At 34.9% G+C, this 17,263-nt stretch carries 13 protein-coding genes; 3 read left to right on the forward strand and 10 right to left on the reverse strand.

Annotated elements, in window-relative coordinates; translation table 11 throughout:
- From ACKTTZ_RS05810 to ACKTTZ_RS05830, 5 genes are all read right to left on the reverse strand, one after another.
- Positions 1-891 carry a polysaccharide biosynthesis/export family protein gene (locus ACKTTZ_RS05810; protein WP_034692411.1) on the reverse strand — a complete coding sequence of 297 codons (891 nt, stop codon included), beginning with the start codon at positions 889-891 and terminating at the stop codon, positions 1-3.
- Between the two features lie 34 nt (positions 892-925).
- Positions 926-2,044, reverse strand: coding sequence for a glycosyltransferase family 4 protein (locus tag ACKTTZ_RS05815; RefSeq protein ID WP_034692413.1), 1,119 nt, complete (start codon positions 2,042-2,044; stop codon positions 926-928).
- A 114-nt stretch (positions 2,045-2,158) separates the two neighbouring features.
- Complete coding sequence (locus tag ACKTTZ_RS05820) at positions 2,159-3,160, reverse strand: glycosyltransferase family 2 protein (protein ID WP_034692415.1); 1,002 nt, start codon at positions 3,158-3,160, stop codon at positions 2,159-2,161.
- Between the two features lie 3 nt (positions 3,161-3,163).
- Positions 3,164-4,234, reverse strand: coding sequence for a formimidoylglutamase (locus tag ACKTTZ_RS05825; RefSeq protein WP_253317168.1), 1,071 nt, complete (start codon positions 4,232-4,234; stop codon positions 3,164-3,166).
- 181 nt (positions 4,235-4,415) lie between these two features.
- Positions 4,416-4,802 carry a helix-turn-helix domain-containing protein gene (locus tag ACKTTZ_RS05830; protein WP_407847779.1) on the reverse strand — a complete coding sequence of 129 codons (387 nt, stop codon included), beginning with the start codon at positions 4,800-4,802 and terminating at the stop codon, positions 4,416-4,418.
- A 174-nt stretch (positions 4,803-4,976) separates the two neighbouring features.
- Between ACKTTZ_RS05830 and ACKTTZ_RS05835 the strand changes: the two genes are divergently transcribed.
- The 3 genes from ACKTTZ_RS05835 (at position 4,977) to ACKTTZ_RS05845 (ending at position 7,636) form a co-directional block, all read left to right on the forward strand.
- Positions 4,977-6,521, forward strand: a complete 1,545-nt coding sequence (locus ACKTTZ_RS05835) for a hypothetical protein (protein ID WP_407847781.1) — start codon at positions 4,977-4,979, stop codon at positions 6,519-6,521.
- 25 nt (positions 6,522-6,546) lie between these two features.
- Complete coding sequence (locus ACKTTZ_RS05840) at positions 6,547-7,035, forward strand: hypothetical protein (RefSeq protein WP_253317171.1); 489 nt, start codon at positions 6,547-6,549, stop codon at positions 7,033-7,035.
- A 67-nt stretch (positions 7,036-7,102) separates the two neighbouring features.
- On the forward strand, positions 7,103-7,636 hold the full coding sequence (locus ACKTTZ_RS05845; RefSeq protein ID WP_253317172.1) for a hypothetical protein: 534 nt from the start codon (positions 7,103-7,105) through the stop codon (positions 7,634-7,636).
- Positions 7,637-7,779: 143 nt separating this feature from the next.
- Here ACKTTZ_RS05845 and ACKTTZ_RS05850 read toward each other — a convergent pair whose 3' ends face one another.
- From ACKTTZ_RS05850 to ACKTTZ_RS05870, 5 genes are all read right to left on the reverse strand, one after another.
- Positions 7,780-8,154: a hypothetical protein gene (locus ACKTTZ_RS05850; RefSeq protein WP_105702415.1), complete on the reverse strand. Its 375-nt coding sequence runs from the start codon at positions 8,152-8,154 to the stop codon at positions 7,780-7,782.
- Positions 8,155-8,476: 322 nt separating this feature from the next.
- Positions 8,477-11,053 carry a type I DNA topoisomerase gene (gene topA, locus ACKTTZ_RS05855; RefSeq protein ID WP_253317173.1) on the reverse strand — a complete coding sequence of 859 codons (2,577 nt, stop codon included), beginning with the start codon at positions 11,051-11,053 and terminating at the stop codon, positions 8,477-8,479.
- Positions 11,054-11,328: 275 nt separating this feature from the next.
- Positions 11,329-14,721, reverse strand: a complete 3,393-nt coding sequence (locus ACKTTZ_RS05860) for a T9SS type A sorting domain-containing protein (RefSeq protein WP_407847784.1) — start codon at positions 14,719-14,721, stop codon at positions 11,329-11,331.
- Positions 14,722-14,929: 208 nt separating this feature from the next.
- On the reverse strand, positions 14,930-16,069 hold the full coding sequence (locus ACKTTZ_RS05865) for an EpsG family protein (protein WP_253317175.1): 1,140 nt from the start codon (positions 16,067-16,069) through the stop codon (positions 14,930-14,932).
- A 1-nt stretch (position 16,070) separates the two neighbouring features.
- On the reverse strand, positions 16,071-17,078 hold the full coding sequence (locus ACKTTZ_RS05870) for a hypothetical protein (RefSeq protein ID WP_253317176.1): 1,008 nt from the start codon (positions 17,076-17,078) through the stop codon (positions 16,071-16,073).
- Positions 17,079-17,263 lie beyond the last annotated feature (185 nt).

The following is a 17,263-nucleotide window of genomic DNA, read 5'->3' on the forward strand; positions in this document are numbered from 1 at the left end:
CTAAAGATTTTTAAGAAGTAAATAAATAGACAATGCTGTAGTAATCACCGAAACTCCTGTTGTTAAAGTCTGAATAGGATCTTTTCCGAATCCATTTAAGCTCTTTGCTCTGGTGTTCAAATAGATTTCATCTCCATTCTGTACATAGTAGAAAGGTGAATTCATAAGATCTTCGCGGGTAAGATCTATTTTGGCAATTTTGATTCCTTCAGGAAGCTTTCTGTGGATAACGATCTCTTTCTTATCGATCGTTCTGTTCAGTCCGCCATTAATAGCCAAAGCCTCAGTAATGGTAAGGGTATTTTTATGAGCTACTTTCTCTCCTGAAAGGCCCGTAGTTTCTACGTCACCAAGAATATAATAAGTAATACCATCTGTATTTAAACGTACTTCAGACTTACCTTCCTGGAAGTTTTCATTTACTTTTTCCTGAATTTCTTTTCTAATATCCTCTAATGTTCTCCCTTCGGCTTTTACATAGCCAATTCCAAAAACATTGACATCTCCGTTGGAGTCAACCTTGAGCCCATTAAAATAAAAATTCATGTTTCCTCCTCTGCTTGCTCCAGAGGTAGTACCAATTCCTCCTCCCACAGAACCTCCACCTGATATAGCAGGGCTTGTTGCTGTTCCAGCTCCAGTTCCTATTCCTCCGGAGGAATTGTAAGAGGAATAAAACTGTGCAGCATCTCCTTTGGGAGTTGTTACAATGTTAAGATTAAGGATATCATTTTTGGTAATCCTGTATACAGGAATATTGTAGGGAACGAGCCCTTCTTCATTAATTACAAGACTCTCACTTGGCTGTAAGTATCTTACATCCTTTGTTGTAATACATGAGGTAACTAAAAGAGGGAATATTAAAAATAAATATTTAAAGTTTTTCATCATATATAATATTGTTTACAAAAGTAATATTTAATTGTTAATTTTTGTTATTTCTTAATCGATATAGCAAATCTGGCAGATAAGCACCAAAAAAACCTATTGAAAGAATCACCAATAATAAAAGATTGACATTAATATGTCTTAAATAATAAGCTATTCCAACAATCATCAAATAGTAAAGGATAATATAAAAAGTTGATCTCCTATGGGTAAGGTTCAATTTCAACAGTTTATGATGAATATGGTTTTTATCGGCATCAAATGGGGATTTTTTATTGTAAAGCCTGATCATGATTACATTTAAAGTATCCACGATCGGAAGAATCAAGATAGCTACCGCTACTACAGGAGCAGACTGAAGGTGATATCTTGGAACATCAATGAGTTTCTTATCTATAAAAATATCTATAAAACAAATGGATGTAAAAGCTAACAAAAAGCCAAGGAGCATAGATCCTGTATCTCCCATAAATATTTTGTGGGTACGGTAATTTGACAAATTATAATACAAAAATGCCAGTACAGTTCCTATAATAACAACGGATAACACTACCAGTGGATAGTTATACTCTCCTAAGCGATAATAACTGATTCCAAATAAAGCACTGCAGATCACAGAATAACCACCTGCCAGCCCGTCTATCCCGTCAATCAGGTTGAATGCATTAATCAGAATAATAAATGTTACAATACTGAATATTATACTTACGAAATACTCCAGCTCGTATACTCCGAAGATTCCGAATAAACTTCTGATTCTGATATCCGAGCCAATAACAATCAGGGAAGACACAACAATTTGGGCAACAAGTTTTTTGTAAGCCCTCATTACAACAATATCATCCATTACGCCCACATAGAGCAGGATAATTAATGAAGCAAATAAAAATTTGTAGAGATCAAATAACTCATAGGCAAAAATAGAGGCACAGATTCCTATGGAATAAAAGATGGCAATACCTCCCAGGTTGGGAATTTCTCTAAGATGCGAGCTTCTTATCCCAGGCTCATCCATCAGATTCTTTCTTCTTGAAATCTTGACAATGGTAGGAATAGAGAAAAATGTAATTAAAAAGGAGAACACGAAGCCTAGCCCTATTTTTATATAGAAAATAGGTATTCCCGATCCGCCTAAGAACAATTCAAAATTTTTCATTCTTTTCTTATTCAGCACTTGTATCTCCTAAATAAAAAATCATAATACAGAACTTACAAGCACGTCATTATCATTTTCTATTGACCGAAACAATAGTACTTACATTTGTGTTTACTAAATCAATTTTCTTATCAATCTTTTCTGCCCCGCAAAAAACAACAGATAAAAAATCTTTTTCTTCAAGGGCAAAGATAAAAGATAATTCTTACCAAAACGACTATACTTCAATATATCTTGAATTTTTATTTGTCTTTCCTTCATAAAAAGAACTAATTGATCCGACATACTATAAAATATTTCTTCTTTTTTAACAAAGGCCAGATAGGCCAAAAATGAGTAAACCCCTTCAAAAATCTGAAAATTTTTCAACTCTTCTTTTTTGTAGGAATATGGGGATTTACTGAATATTTTTTCCACATCAGACACGGCTTTTAACATATCAAGCCCCTTTTCTGTGTGGGTTTTTGTAATAGAATCAGTACGTTCAAGGTACTGGTAATGGAAATTCTGAGTCTGCGCGATGATTTCACATTCCAACAAAAGCTGTGGAATAAGCTGAATATCCTCAAAATGAACTCCTTTTTTAAATCTTTTCTGATTAAAAAGTTCTTTTTTAAACAGCTTATTACATGCGAAATAGCTGATATCCGAAAAAACAGAAAAATAATCTCCAAGTACTATTTTCTCAGGCATATTGGGAAGCTGAGTCAGTTTTTGGATAATTTTCCCATTTTCATCTACTTTCTGAATATTACAGATCACCATCTTCGCTCGGTGTTTTTCTGCTAAAAGAAGCATTTCTTCAAACATGGTTTCGGTGACATAATCATCACTGTCTACAAAACCGATGTAATCACCGGTAGCCTTATCAATTCCAAAATTACGGGCATCACTTAGACCTCCGTTTTCTTTGGTAAAAGCTTTTATTTTATCCGGATATTTTTGTACAAATTCTTTAATTATTTGTTCAGAGTTATCTTTACTTCCGTCATTCACTACAAGAATCTCAATATCAGGAAGACTTTGCTTCACCAGGGAATCAAGGCATTTTGTCAAATAATTTTCGACATTATAAACGGGAACAATAATGGATACTCTTGAGGGAACATTTGTCATACATTAAATTTTCGTCAGTCTTGCATTCAGCCAGCCTTTTTTAGCTTCATCAAAATCCTTTCTGGAGCAGGGAATGCAGTTTTCTATATTTTCATCATCACCAAAATACCACAAATTACTGAAAGTATCACGCCTGAATGCATATTGTCTGTCATCTACCAAAACATAGAACAGCTCATAATGTCTTTCTTTCGGGTGAGAATGCTGGATATTGATTCCTTCAATCAGATACCACAGCATTTGTGCTAAAAGCTGATGGTTCAGCTGGTTCTCTGAATAAATATTATAATTAAAAATCCCAACAGATTTCAGATTTTCACTCAATCCGATTTCTTTCATATAGGCACAGATTTCTCTTCTGTTCAAACCATTTACTTGAGGATTCATTGAAAAAGGTTCACTAAAGCTTTCAATAGCATCACAATTTACAGTTACCAGATCTGCTTTTCTGAAGAAAGGCTCTGTTTTTTCTGTAGAATTCATCATTTCAGCCAGTCGGATAATATCAAACTCTACTTCTTTGATCAGCCTTACAGAATCCATTTCATTCAAATGTTTCTGGTAACCCAGATGGTGATAATTTTTAATGGAGAAATTCTTGGCTCCGAAAATCTTGCTTAAAAAAGTATGCTCATTGATTGTCTCCCCTTGTTGAAGGGAAATAATATTACTGATCTGGGTATAATTAATGCTTTTCTTATGGAAATTCAATGCTGAAAATAATGAAAAAGCAAAATCATTGGAACCACCGATAATCACCGGAATAGCTCTTTTATAATGACATGCCGACAATACTTCCTGTAAGATATAATGAGTATCCTGAACAGATTTTCCGGATACCAAATCTCCAAGATCTACAACAGGAATTTCGAAGTCCATCTGCGAAAGCTTATAAAATTCTTTTCTTACTGCCGTAAAATCCTGTACTTCCGCATCTCCGCCTGCTCCTCTATAATCTGACACAAACAAAAGAACAATACTGTCTTCTCTGATATCTTTTGTAATCCGATTTCCTATCTGCCAGCTTTCTGTTTTGAAATTTCTTGGTGAAATGATAAAGTCTTCGAAATCCATATTTTAATTTAAAATGTAATAATTGATTAATCGCTTGATGTAACAAACATACAAAAAACATAGGAACTGAGTAGAATGTGGTATATTTTGTTCATAAAAAAGCCGTCAACAAATTGTTAACGGCTGGTATTTTTAAAGAACTCAATCCTTTTCCTGTTAATTTCTGAAACATAGAAAATTCCTACTTGTTTGCTTCTGCTTTATTCTTCCAATATTCTGCAAGGTTTTTCAGTTCCTGATTTCTATCCTGAAGATCTTTGATACGGGCTTCATATTGTTCTACTAGTTTATCTGAAATATAATTATTTATTGTAGTAACCTTACTAATTGCACTAGCATCACCCAAGGTGTTATTAGAAATACTATCCCCAGTTTCCTCTTTCATTAAGTTATAAATATCCGTTTCATAAAATTCTGAAATTTTTAAAAGATTATCTATCCCTGGTTCAGTCTGATCACTTTCCCATTTCCCATATGCTGTTTGCGAAACATCAAACTCTACCACTACCTGCATCTGAGAAAGATTTCTATTGGTTCTCAATTCACGAAGTTTAGTTCCTAAAGACATATTCTAATAATTTTCAGCTAATTTACTATTTTTTGTTATCTAAATTTAAAACTTTTGTTTTGGATTTTAAAACATTGGTTGTTGTACAGAATCAAAATTTTAAATAACATTGCAAAAATTATCACGCCAGCGTGACAAGAAATATTATATTTAACTACTTAAAAAAACAAAATCATGATGAAAAAAGTATTTTCGTGGTTGTTACTGGTAACAACCTTGAGTCTTACCCTGCAATCCTGCAGAAATGATTATTTCCCCGACCAGCAGGAAGCTTCTACTATCAATAATGCTTTCCGGTATACCTATAAAAGGATTTCTTTAGAGGAAAGTAAGCACAAAATAAACCTTGTTCCTGAATTGCAAAAGATTAATGAAAAGCTTAAAACTCTGGAAACCTTTAATTTAGGAAAATCTGTAAAATACAATAACGGAGTATCTGTGAATACAGATGATGTGATCTACATAGAGCGCGGAACGAATGTACACAGCTATACATTTCAACTGACAAGGGACAATGCTTCTGTGAATGCTCCTTTGGAAAACCTTGTATTAAGCCTATTACCTGATGGAACTTACAAAGAACTTTTAATTACCTATCATTTTACACCACAGGAAAAAGAAGTTCTGGCAAATGGAGGTTCCGTTGACACGAAAGGTAAACTGGCTGTAGAAGAACTCAACCCAGGAACATATAATGGATTAGTAGGAAAGTCTGATATATCTTGTGAATGGATTGAAGAATCTTATTATACTGCCTGTAGTGAAGGTCAGCATTTTAATGGGGAACTTCCAAAAACGCAAGGAGGTCCTTGCAAAGCAGATCAACCTTCAACGAAAGTGACCGTAGTAATCCATCGATGTAAAGCTCTCCCAGCTTCTACAGCATTGGGAGATGATGGAACTGGCGGCGGTGGTGGACCTTTTGGAGGGTCAGGAGGAAACAATAATGGTACTCCTACAATACCTAATCTACCACTTGATAGTAAAGACCCTTGTAAAAAAGCAAAAACACCTACAAATAATGTTAATACCCTTTTACATACATCTACAATATCTTCTGAGTTAGGTGCTTTAAAACAACATGCAACAAATGATCATTATGAATACGGAACGGCAATTATAAGTACAGGTACAAGTATTATAGCACAAGATCCATATTCAAGCAATGACCCTAATGATCCCGGTCATGTTTCAATAATTATTCCCTCCATAGGAGATTATCTCGCCTCTGCACACTCACACCCTAGTCATGGCGCTCCACCTCCTTCTGTAAGAGACCTATACAACACTCTTCAAAGTAGTCAACAATACCTTACATTTCAGTCATCATTTGTATTCAGCAGTAATGGAACAATATATGCATTTGTAATTACAGATAGAGATAAAGCAATAGAATTTTTGGCTACATATCCATTTTCAAGTAATACTACAAACGAAGGGAGAATTTTTAATGATAAATCAGAAGTGGGTAAAGATTTTCTTGAAATATTAGACAACTATATGACAGGAAGATTACCTGCATATTCTGGGAATAGCCAAACTGATGGTTTAGAATCAGGCTATGCATATATTCTTGAAAAGTATAATAGTGGTATTAGTTTAGCTAAAACTGATGGAAACGGAAACTTAAAAGCACTTTCGTCCACACCTTTTGAATATATAATTCCCGCATCTGGTGGAAAAAAGATAACAGGCTATAAGGCACAACCATGCCCATAATATTTAACTATCAAATATTATCATTATGAAAACAAAAAAAATATTTATACTCCTAATTACAATTATTTCTTTTACTTTTTTTAAATCACAAACAAGTCAGCCAATTACAATGGTAGATTATCCTAATTTTTATAACCAAACGATAAGTAACTTAAACAATATCATTCCCAATAAAACAAATTATTATAATCAACCTCTTTCAGTTTTTTTACAAAACTTATCTCAAAATAACCTGTCGATACAGTCTTATTATCCGGATAGTGGATATCTAAGATTAATGTTTGTTGGCGATGCAGAAACAAGGTCTGAAATTCGCAAAAAAGATTATGCTAACCCTTATATAGATATTTATTTCACTCAAACATTTGACTTCCAACAAGCAACAGCAATTATTAATCAATATCATTGGTTTTGGAATACAACTGCTGAAAATTTTTACAAAAGTTTAATTATAAAAAATATCACGTTTTGGGATACAAATGGTTTAACAAATAAAAATGGAGGACCTCAATAATTGAATACTGCCAAAACAATAATATAAAGCCTCCAAGTTTGGAGGTTTTATTTTCTAAATACAAACTATGAAAAATATATACCTGCTTATATCTACTCTTTTTCTTGTAAGTTGTATTTCAAACAATCATTCAATTACTTATTTTCTTTCACCAGGAATAGAAAACATAGAAGTGTTTCCAACAAATGAAAAGGATTCAGCAAAAATTCGGGAAATAAATTCAGCAATTGAGAAAAGCTTAGAAAAATGTAAACAAGAAAAAAATAAGGAATGTATAGATGACAGGGATATAATGACAATGTATGCAAAATTCCCAAAAGGAATTTCTAATTTCAGAGTGGTTTTGTTTAATAATTTAAAACTCCCAAAAAATACTACAACTGGTGAAAACCGTATTCTCGTCACCATTGGAACAGAAAATAAATTAGAAAATATTGAAATACTTAAATACACTGATCAGGAGACTAAAAAATCTATTAAAACAGCGTTCAAATTAAAAGAATTAAATACATGGGAATCTGCAAGCATTTATGGAATTCCTGTGAAAGAAAAATTTGAAATAAGTATTTTCATAGAAAACAAAAAGATTACCCATTATTAAGCTGTCCTTTTATGTTCAAAATCTTGTCAACATTGTATCTTGTCGTTTATAGTCAATTTTCACTGAGATTATTTATAAAATAAAAAATCCGTCTCACAAGCTATGTGAGACGGACTTTTTATTCTAATTCGTGTACTAAATAATTAGCACTTTCCGAATGATTGACTGATAACTGTTATTCCAGCTATATTAATAGTAACTCTAACTCCTGTTGGAATTCCCCAAGTTGTACATATAGCCAAACAAGCCTGACCAGCTGTTCCGTTAGGAATACTTAATGGTATGCTGAAACAATATTTCCCAAAACCTAGGGGTAAATTGATGCAAACTTTGTTGTTTTCAACAGTAATGGAGATACACTCTGCTGTTACAAGTAGATAACCTGCGCTTGCTCTCGCAAGGCTTAGATCTGAATCTTTTCCTGATGAACGAAGATTTGCCTGGCTGTCTTCGTTTGATCTTTTTGCTGCTTCTAATGCATTTGAGATAGCTTCTTCGCTAAAATTAAATTCTGCCATGATTTGATAGTTTTAGTTTTCTTACTCGTTTGGCTTTTCAGAATCCGCCTCGTTTTTAAAGTGGTTTCTGAGCTCCACCTTTTGTAATATTACGGTGTAAAGCTAGAGAATTAAAATACTGTGTATCATAGCTTTAGTACTGAAATTTCAATTTCCGTATTTATACTTAGAGCTTAGTAACCATCATCATCCACAAAGGTAACTCCCTAAATAGGGAAATTTATTTAACGTTTATCATGTGCAGTTTTATATTTTTTCAACTGATTATCAATGAAAAAAACACAGACTAAAATCTGTGCTTTTCTATTATTCTAAATATAATTTATTTTTTTGCTGCTGGTTTCTTAGCTACAGTTTTTTTCACTGTTGTAGCTGCCTTTTTAGTTGTGGCAACTTTTTTAGCTGCAGGTTTTTTCTTTTCTGCAAAAGCTTTAGGATCCTGATCTGTAATCCATTTTTTAACCTCATCTAAAGAAAGTTCTTTTAACTCCTCTGCTTCATATTTGGTATCGTCTGCTTTCTTAGGAATTTTGAACATTGCTTTTCCAAACTTGATGAAAGGTCCCCATCTTCCGTTTTCAATGGAGATTTTTTCTTTTTCCCACTGCTGGATATATCGGTTGGCTTCTTTTTCAAGCTTAGCATCAATCAGTTCGTTAATATCGCTTTGTGAAAGATTTTCAAAATCATATCTCTTTGGAACATTCACGAAAATATCTTTGTACTTGATAAACGGTCCGAATCTTCCTGATCCTTTGGTTACCGGCTCTCCTTTATAGGTAGCAATTGGAGCATCAGCAATCTTCTTTTCATTGATAATCTCCTCAGCACGTTTCTGATCTACAGAAAGCGGATCTTCCCCTTTTGGAATACTGATATAGGTTTCTCCCCATTTCACATAAGGCCCAAATCTTCCCACTCCCACAGAAACTGGCTGTCCGTCAACTTCACTTAAGTCGAAAGGCAACTTAAACAGTTCCAGTGCTTCTTCGAAAGTAATGGTTGCAATATTCTGTCCTGTCATTAAGGAAGCAAAGATTGGTTTCTCTTCATCATCCGTTTCTCCAATCTGGATCATCGCTCCAAATCTTCCAATTCTTGCATGAACATTTTTACCAGTCTTTGGATCTACTCCTAATAGCCTGTCTCCTGTTGCACGGTCTGCATTTTCTTCTACATCTTCAATTCTCGGGTGGAATTTTGAGTAGAAATTCGTCATCATTTCTTTCCATTTCTGATCACCGCTCGCAATTTCGTCAAAACTTTCTTCTACTCTTGCTGTGAAACCGTAATCAAGGATTTCTCTGAAATTATCCGTTAAGAAATCATTGACTACTTCACCGATGTCTGTAGGAATGAATTTATTTTTATCCCCACCGAATTTCTCTTCAAGAACTACTTTTTTGATCTTATCTTTTGCTAAAGACATTTTGATCACTTCACGGGTATGTGGTTCAATTTCTCTTTTATCTACATACTCTCTGTTCTGAATCGTCTGAATTGTTGGAGCGTAAGTAGATGGTCTACCAATCCCTAATTCTTCAAGTTTTCTTACCAATCCGGCTTCCGTATATCTTGCACTTGGCCTTGTGAACTTTTCAGTAGCTGTAATGGTTTTATAGTTTAAAACTTCACCTACACTTACTTTCGGCAACAACTTATCGTTGTTTTCCTCATCATCCTCTTCTGCCTTTACAATTCCGTAAGCTTTCAGGAAACCATCAAATATAATAACTTCTCCCTGTGCTTCAAAATGATGCGGCAATGATGCATTTCCTATTTCAATCACTGTCTTTTCAATTTTGGCATTAGCCATCTGAGAAGCCAGTGTTCTTTTATAGATTAATTGATATAGTCTGTTTAATTGTGCATCAGCTACAGTTTTCACTCCAAAATCTGTAGGTCGGATCGCTTCGTGAGCTTCCTGTGCTGAAGCTGATTTTGTAGTATAGTTTCTTGGAGAAGAATATTCTGCTCCATATTCTGATATAATTTGTTTTTTGGCTCCTTCAATAGCTTCCTGGGAAAGGTTTACAGAGTCTGTTCTCATATAAGTAATAAACCCTTCTTCGTATAACCTCTGTGCGAGACGCATCGTATTGGTTACATTATAACCAAGTCTTGAGGAAGCTTCCTGCTGCAATGTAGAGGTTGTAAATGGTGCTGAAGCTGAACGGGTACCTGGCTTGGTTTCAACATTCAGAACTTTAAATTCTGTAGTTTTTGCCTGCTCCAGGAATTTCTCTGCCTCTTCTTCCTTTTCAAAGTCTTTTTTCAGCTTGGCAGCAATTTCCTGCTCTGTTTTATTTAAGAAGATTCCATCCAGTTTAAAGCTTGCTTTTGGTTTAAACTCACGGATCTCTTTTTCTCTCTCAACGATTAACCTAACTGCTACAGACTGTACTCTACCTGCAGACAGTCCCGGTTTTACTTTTTTCCATAAAACGGGAGACATTTCAAAACCTACAATTCTGTCCAGCACTCTTCTCGCCTGCTGTGCATTCACTAAGTTCTGATCAATATCTCTTGGATTGTCGATTGCTTTTAGAATGGCATTTTTGGTAATCTCGTGGAAAACAATTCTTTTTCTGTTTTCAGGCTTCAGTTTCAATTCATCCGCAAGATGCCATGCAATAGCTTCTCCTTCGCGGTCCTCATCGGAAGCAAGCCATACCATATCAGCTTTCTTTACGGCAGCCTTCAATTCGGTTACCAATTTCTTTTTGTCTGCTGAAACTTCGTAATCAGGACTGAATGTGGCAAGGTCTATCCCCATTCCTTTTTTAGGAAGGTCACGGATATGTCCGAAACTGGATTTCACTTCAAAATCCTTTCCTAGATATTTCTGAATAGTTTTTGCTTTTGCCGGGGACTCTACGATTACTAAATTTTTCGACATTCTAACTAAAAATTTTTGCAAAAGTAAAGCTTTTTTATTATATACTTTTTGTTAAACGGGTTTAATTTAATAATCAATCCGCTTTACAGCATCTTTCAACACTCATTTTTTGGAGAAACAAACCCTTTGTAGTATAGGTTTTAGACTGATATACAATTATCAACATTCATTGATATAGAATTTTTCATCAGCCATAATAGATGTAAGAAATATGCTGTCTTATAAAAAAGCAGAACAAGAAGCCTCATTCTGCTTTTAATCTCTTATTTTAAGATTTATTGTTTTATAATTTTCACAACCGCTTCAGAGTTGTTAATTCTTATGACATAAACCCCTGCACTTAAAGACGAAAGATCTGTCTGATTGTTGATAAACTGTCCGGATCTTACAAGTTGACCCAGAACATTAAAAATCTGAAAATTATATTCTTTATTTTCCGTGGCTCTGATGTAAAGAATACTCGAAAAAGGGCTCGGGTAGAGAGATATCATATTGTTGACCACCTTAGATTTCGCATTTTCTTTCATCAATGCAGGTCTATTAGATATAACCGAAAGTCCTGATGCGGGACCTTCTTCATTACCATTGGCATCATACTTTATTTTTACACATCGGCATCCTGTTCCGAAATACGGATCATTATTGTCATGAAAAACCATTATTCTATTAGTTGTAGAGGCTGCATCAAATAACACATTAATAGATCTTCCAATGTAATTTGAATTTAAAGCTGCGGTCCATACTGCCGGATACTGAAAGTTGAGCACATTAAATGTTCCCTGTGCAGTCTGATTGGCTGTTACACTTCTGAATCCTCTTGAACCGGAATCAGGATAATTCCCTAGAGAATATGCTGAATTATTAAAAATATACCCCACTGTAGCATTGGCAGAGTTTCTCACTCTCGTTCCGGAATAATCTGTAGCAATACTGTATGATGTGGCTACATTTTTATCTTTTTTGTACCAGGGAGTCTGTCCAAAATCTGCTCCTGAAACCAGGGCTACACTTGTAAGATCCGGTACTCTCCATCCTTCAGGGCAAGGATCAAAAGGGGATTTCTTCCCTCCTCTTCCCCATCTGTCAGAAGCCAGATTAGGTTCCTGCGCCAACCAGTCTGTACCATTGGTATAATTGGGAGTTGTACTGTTGTAAGGAGCAAAAGTACTTGGAATCATATATACCAGAGGGTTCTTCACAGAATAGGATACTATTTTGGAGATTCTGTCTGCCGGTTTATCCGTTACCTGTAGATTTGATGTTCCCGCATATGTGTCATAAGGCACAATATAGTTTCCTGAAAGATTATTATAATCCGACTGATTAAGTGTACTGTAAGCCACTGTTCCATTAGCAGCCACTGTTCCCAAAAACACATTATAAAAACTTCTGTTATCCGCATACTGGAATGCTGGAATAGGATCTTTCCTTCCCCATTGATAATGCAATCCTGTAGAAGCACGTATTTTCAGCAGCTCATCAGTTGTAGGTGCCTGAGGATTGGCAACATTGGGAAAAGCATCTGTTGCTCCAAGATTACGATCCATGAAAGTGGTCTGCAATACAGCATCAGCTTTATTAACATAGTTCACGTAATTTGTAACAGCTACCGGAGTTTCTGTAGTATAAGTAGAAGATCCTACCGGAGAATCCGTAACCCAGATATGCCAGCTCCAATATACCGGCGAAGATATACTTCCATTATGTAATGTTACAACAGCATTTCCACTTTCATTGGGTACAATTTCTACAGATATTTTAGAGTTACTGATCTCCTGCAATGACGAAGGTGAAGGATTTACTATTGAAATTCTACTGATAAGAGCTGTATTAGTTGTCCAGAGAACATTCGCTTTTAAATTATTAAAACTGGAAGTATTTAATATCTCAGTATTATCCAATAATTGACTTTGCACAGAGAATGCTTTACTGACTGGAATGTCAATGGTAGTAACCGTTGCGTTTTTAACAACCTGGTAAGTATTCGGATTATTGAAACCTTCTTTGTATTCTGTAGCTGCAGGCAGATATTCTGTTGGAAAATCATAATCATTAATTATATATAATGGATCTTTTATACATCTGCAGCCATTGGCATCCGAAGTATACATTCCGGACATAGGAAAATAGTAATAACGTCCTTTAATATTAGGATAATTAGCATCCGGAATATCTGGCTGTCCTTTATCCGGAATCATGGAAAGTCCTCTTACTGTAACAGCAGGAGAAGTATCGAACAATCGGGTTAAAGTTGCTGTCCACAATGCAATGTGATGCTGATCACTATATTGTCCTAAATGAGCTCCTCTGATAAGCTGTCCGTTTCCAGGAAAAATTCCCATATTATATCCACCGATAGCCGATAGATCAAAGCCAAGATTAGGATAAATTCTAAATCCCGTCATGAAGGCCGGAACTCCTGCATCAGTAGGCTTTATGATATGATATTTATTGGATTCAAAAACATTTTTTGCCATATTGGTTTTGACTCCAAAAGGCGAAAAGTCTATTCTGATATCATCTACATAAGAGGGAGAAGCCAGGTTGGCAACCAGCATTGAGGGGATACGCCATCCGTTAGGACACGGATCATAAGGAGATTTATCTCTATAAGGTTTCGTTTTATCATCAGTATTGTAGACGGTTTCAATTTTCCCCTGTGCATTATCAGACCACAGATTGAGTTCTGAAAGCCTGTTATTAGGTAAGGTCGTTGATTTACCAAACCAATTGACGGGAAGATTGAGATTATTGTTGTAGTAAGCCTGACCTGAGTTATCATCTTTATTCACATAAATAAGACTCAAAGGATTTTTTACAGAAAGTCTTATATTATTGGTAACCTCTGCAGCGGAAAGCAGAACAAACTTTCTGAGATCATCAATACTTACAGCATTGGTCATATTTTTAGCTCCTCTATGCCTCACTCTGCCTATAGATCCTGAAGCTTCATAGAAATCATTTCCCCTCGTTACTAAAGGTGGTATAGGATCTTTTCTTCCCCACTGATAAAGAAGCCCGATACTCTTATTCCAGTCTGATGCTGTGATAGAACTTGTGAGGGCTCCAAGATTTCTATCCATCCATTTCCAATCGGAATCCGGGATAACTTCTGTTGTCCCATCCGATTTCATTCTTTTGACATTGTTGAAACTTTTATAGGCAACGCCATTGGTAGGATCATCTGTTACCCAGATATGCCAGCTCCAATAAATCTCTCCATTTACTTTGAGAGCTACCACAGCATTCCCTTTTTTTGTCTTATTGACAGGGACTTTTATCTTAGCATCCTGACCGGTTCCTATTATTTCAAGGGCATAATTTACTCCGGATTTTATAAGCCCATGAACATCTTCCCACAAAACATCTGCTGTTACCGTTCCTGCAGGAACACCGCTTCCGTTAAGATATCCGCCTCCCTCCCACATCGCATAAGCTTTTTTTACAGGAACCAACAATCCTTCACTGTTCTGATTGGGATCAAAGAGGTAACTGTTGGGTGCTTTTTTCCAGTCGGGAAGAAGTAATTGTGTCAATTCATTCAGTGGCCTTTTCAATGAGTCCTTACTCTCCTTGAGCCATAGATTTCTGTTGATATTACCTTTGGAACTGACTCCAAATAATATCAGGCAGATGACTGCCGCTAATTTTCCAGCTAATCTTTTCATACCTTAGGTTTTAGTGTCATTAGCGGAATGCAATTTTTAAGCCCACTTCAATAAAAAGTGATTTATTTTATAAATAACAACATTATATTTAAATTACATTATTAATAATTTAACATAAAACCCAATAAACAAAACAAACTCTAATAAATTTCCACATAAAAAAAAGACAGCCTTAAGCTGCCTTCATTATATTTTAACTTTCAATATTCTATGGAAGAATATGATTTTGATAACGATCAATCGAGAATCGTCCGGCTTTGATATTATTAAACATAGAGAAGATAACAAAATTGAAGACGACCAGTGCAATGATAAAGGCGTAAATCATATTTTTAACCCTTCCGGAAACAACATACATTGCATTCGGAATAATGATATAGGAGAACCCAATAAATGCTCCTGCAAGTCTGGATGAGAAGATTGGGTTATTTCTAAAAATAAAATAAAGACATATCCCGATTACAGCATAGCTTCTATGGTATTCATAGTAGGGATAGAGTTCTTTCATCTTGTTATCAAAAACAAAAAGGAAGAAGGTAAGGATAGCCATCATGACCTCCGGGATTCCAATTCCCCCGTTAAGTCGCTGCACAGTTTCATCCATATATCCATTAAAACCCTCTACAAGCGTACTGTTAGAGGCCATACCGTCTAGGAAACCTCCAAAACTCCTATAGATTTCAAACGGAGATAAAAAGACAGAACCTACAATCATAATCAACATCACCGTTCTATTCAACGGAATGCGAGCCAGCCAATACATCGGCAGAAATAAATAACAAACACTGTGTATACCAGATCCTATGAATATAAAAAACAGGTAATGCCAGAGTTTTCGTTCTTTAATATACCGTATTGCAAAATAAACGATAAAAGTTCCCAGGTTTTGTCTGATCTGTCCACTTTCCCCGATAAAGAAGTTGGGAATAAACATGAAAAGAGTAAAAGTAAAAGGATAAAAAGTATTGTCTTCTGTATATTCTACTTTAAAGATCATTGCAAAAACAGCAATGACGAATGTTACCATATAAAAAGGTGCATCAAAAAAGTTGAGAAGAACTTTATTAATCAAAGTATACAGCCATTCCACATCCAGAGTTTCCGTCCCTTCCATATGGAGCATCTTCATAAAGATACTGTAATAGCTTTTGGTATCAGAGTAAATATAAATTCCTTTGTAACTTCCGTAATCCGGACCTACACTGTCTCTAAAACCAACAATAATAATAAAATAAACCGCAAGGAACCAGAACCACTTTTTATCGACCTTCTTTCCATATACTTCCTGAACACTGAAGAACAGCATATAGACGATTGCAATTATATAATATGGATGTAGTAAACTCATGCTAGATCTCTGATGTTTTTTTAAACTGATGATATGCTGTGATTATTCCAGTGAGAATTAAAGGTAAAAAAAGCCTCACTTCCCAGAAAAGTCCTACCAAAGTAATCATAAGAAGATAAGGAATGGAAAAGAAAAAATACTTTCCAAAAACACTTCTGTTTTCTTCTTCTGTACAAAGACCATATATAAAATAAATCACAATTAGTGCAAAGACCAATCCTGCAAGATTGAAAGGACTGGAAAAGTTCCTGTTAATATAAAACCCTTCCACAAAAGTAGTTTCATCCTGAACAAGCAGAGCTCTCAATCCCAGATAGGGAATCAGAAAAGCAACAACCAACGGTATAATTTTCCAGATTACCTTATAATTTCCTTTTTTCAACTCAGCTATATTGAAAAATACTGCTGCAAAAAAGGCAATATTCAGACAAGCCGTTTCTCTTACCAAAGTAGAGATTCCAATAAGACCAATGAGAATAAAAAAGAAAATATTTTTTTGAGTATCTAAATATTTCAGGGTTAAAAACACACCTGCCAAATAACAGAAGAGTGCAATGGTGTCACAATTTGTAGGTGCATACTGTGTGATTACAATAAAAAACACAGATAAGAGATGAATAATCCTCCTTGCCTTAAGATTCAGAAGAAGTCCTATTGATTTCATCCGGAAAATAGCATTCAAAATCAAAGAACACAAAACAAAGAACACACTGTTCATCAGGAAAAGCCCATGATAAAAAGGGGTTCCGTTTTTTGACAAAAAATCTTTGAAGAAAGAAAGAGGTCCGTTGATCAGATTGTACATCAAATCTGTCATCTGTACACTCAGATAATTGGGAATCACTCTGTAAGCATATACTGAGGAAAATAAAAAATCAGGGGTTGTCTCTGATGTTTTCAGTCTTGTATAGGAAGATTCAAATCCATAATAAGACATGGCAAACAACAGAAGCGGAAGTACTATTACAAATAGAAATCCGTTTATTTTTTCATCATTTCTTTTCAACATATCTAAAACAGATTCTTATTTTTTTAATAATAATGGTGGTTTAAAATACATTTTTTCAAAAGGGAACTTTTGCAAAAGTAGAATATTTTTTCATTCTTCCTAGAATATTTTATTGATTTTCAGTTAAAACTTATCACTAACTATTTTGAACTAATGCTTAAAAAATTAAATTTGCAGACTTGATT

Source organism: Chryseobacterium sp. KCF3-3 (assembly GCF_045865955.1).
In the GTDB taxonomy this organism is placed as follows: Bacteria; Bacteroidota; Bacteroidia; order Flavobacteriales; family Weeksellaceae; genus Chryseobacterium.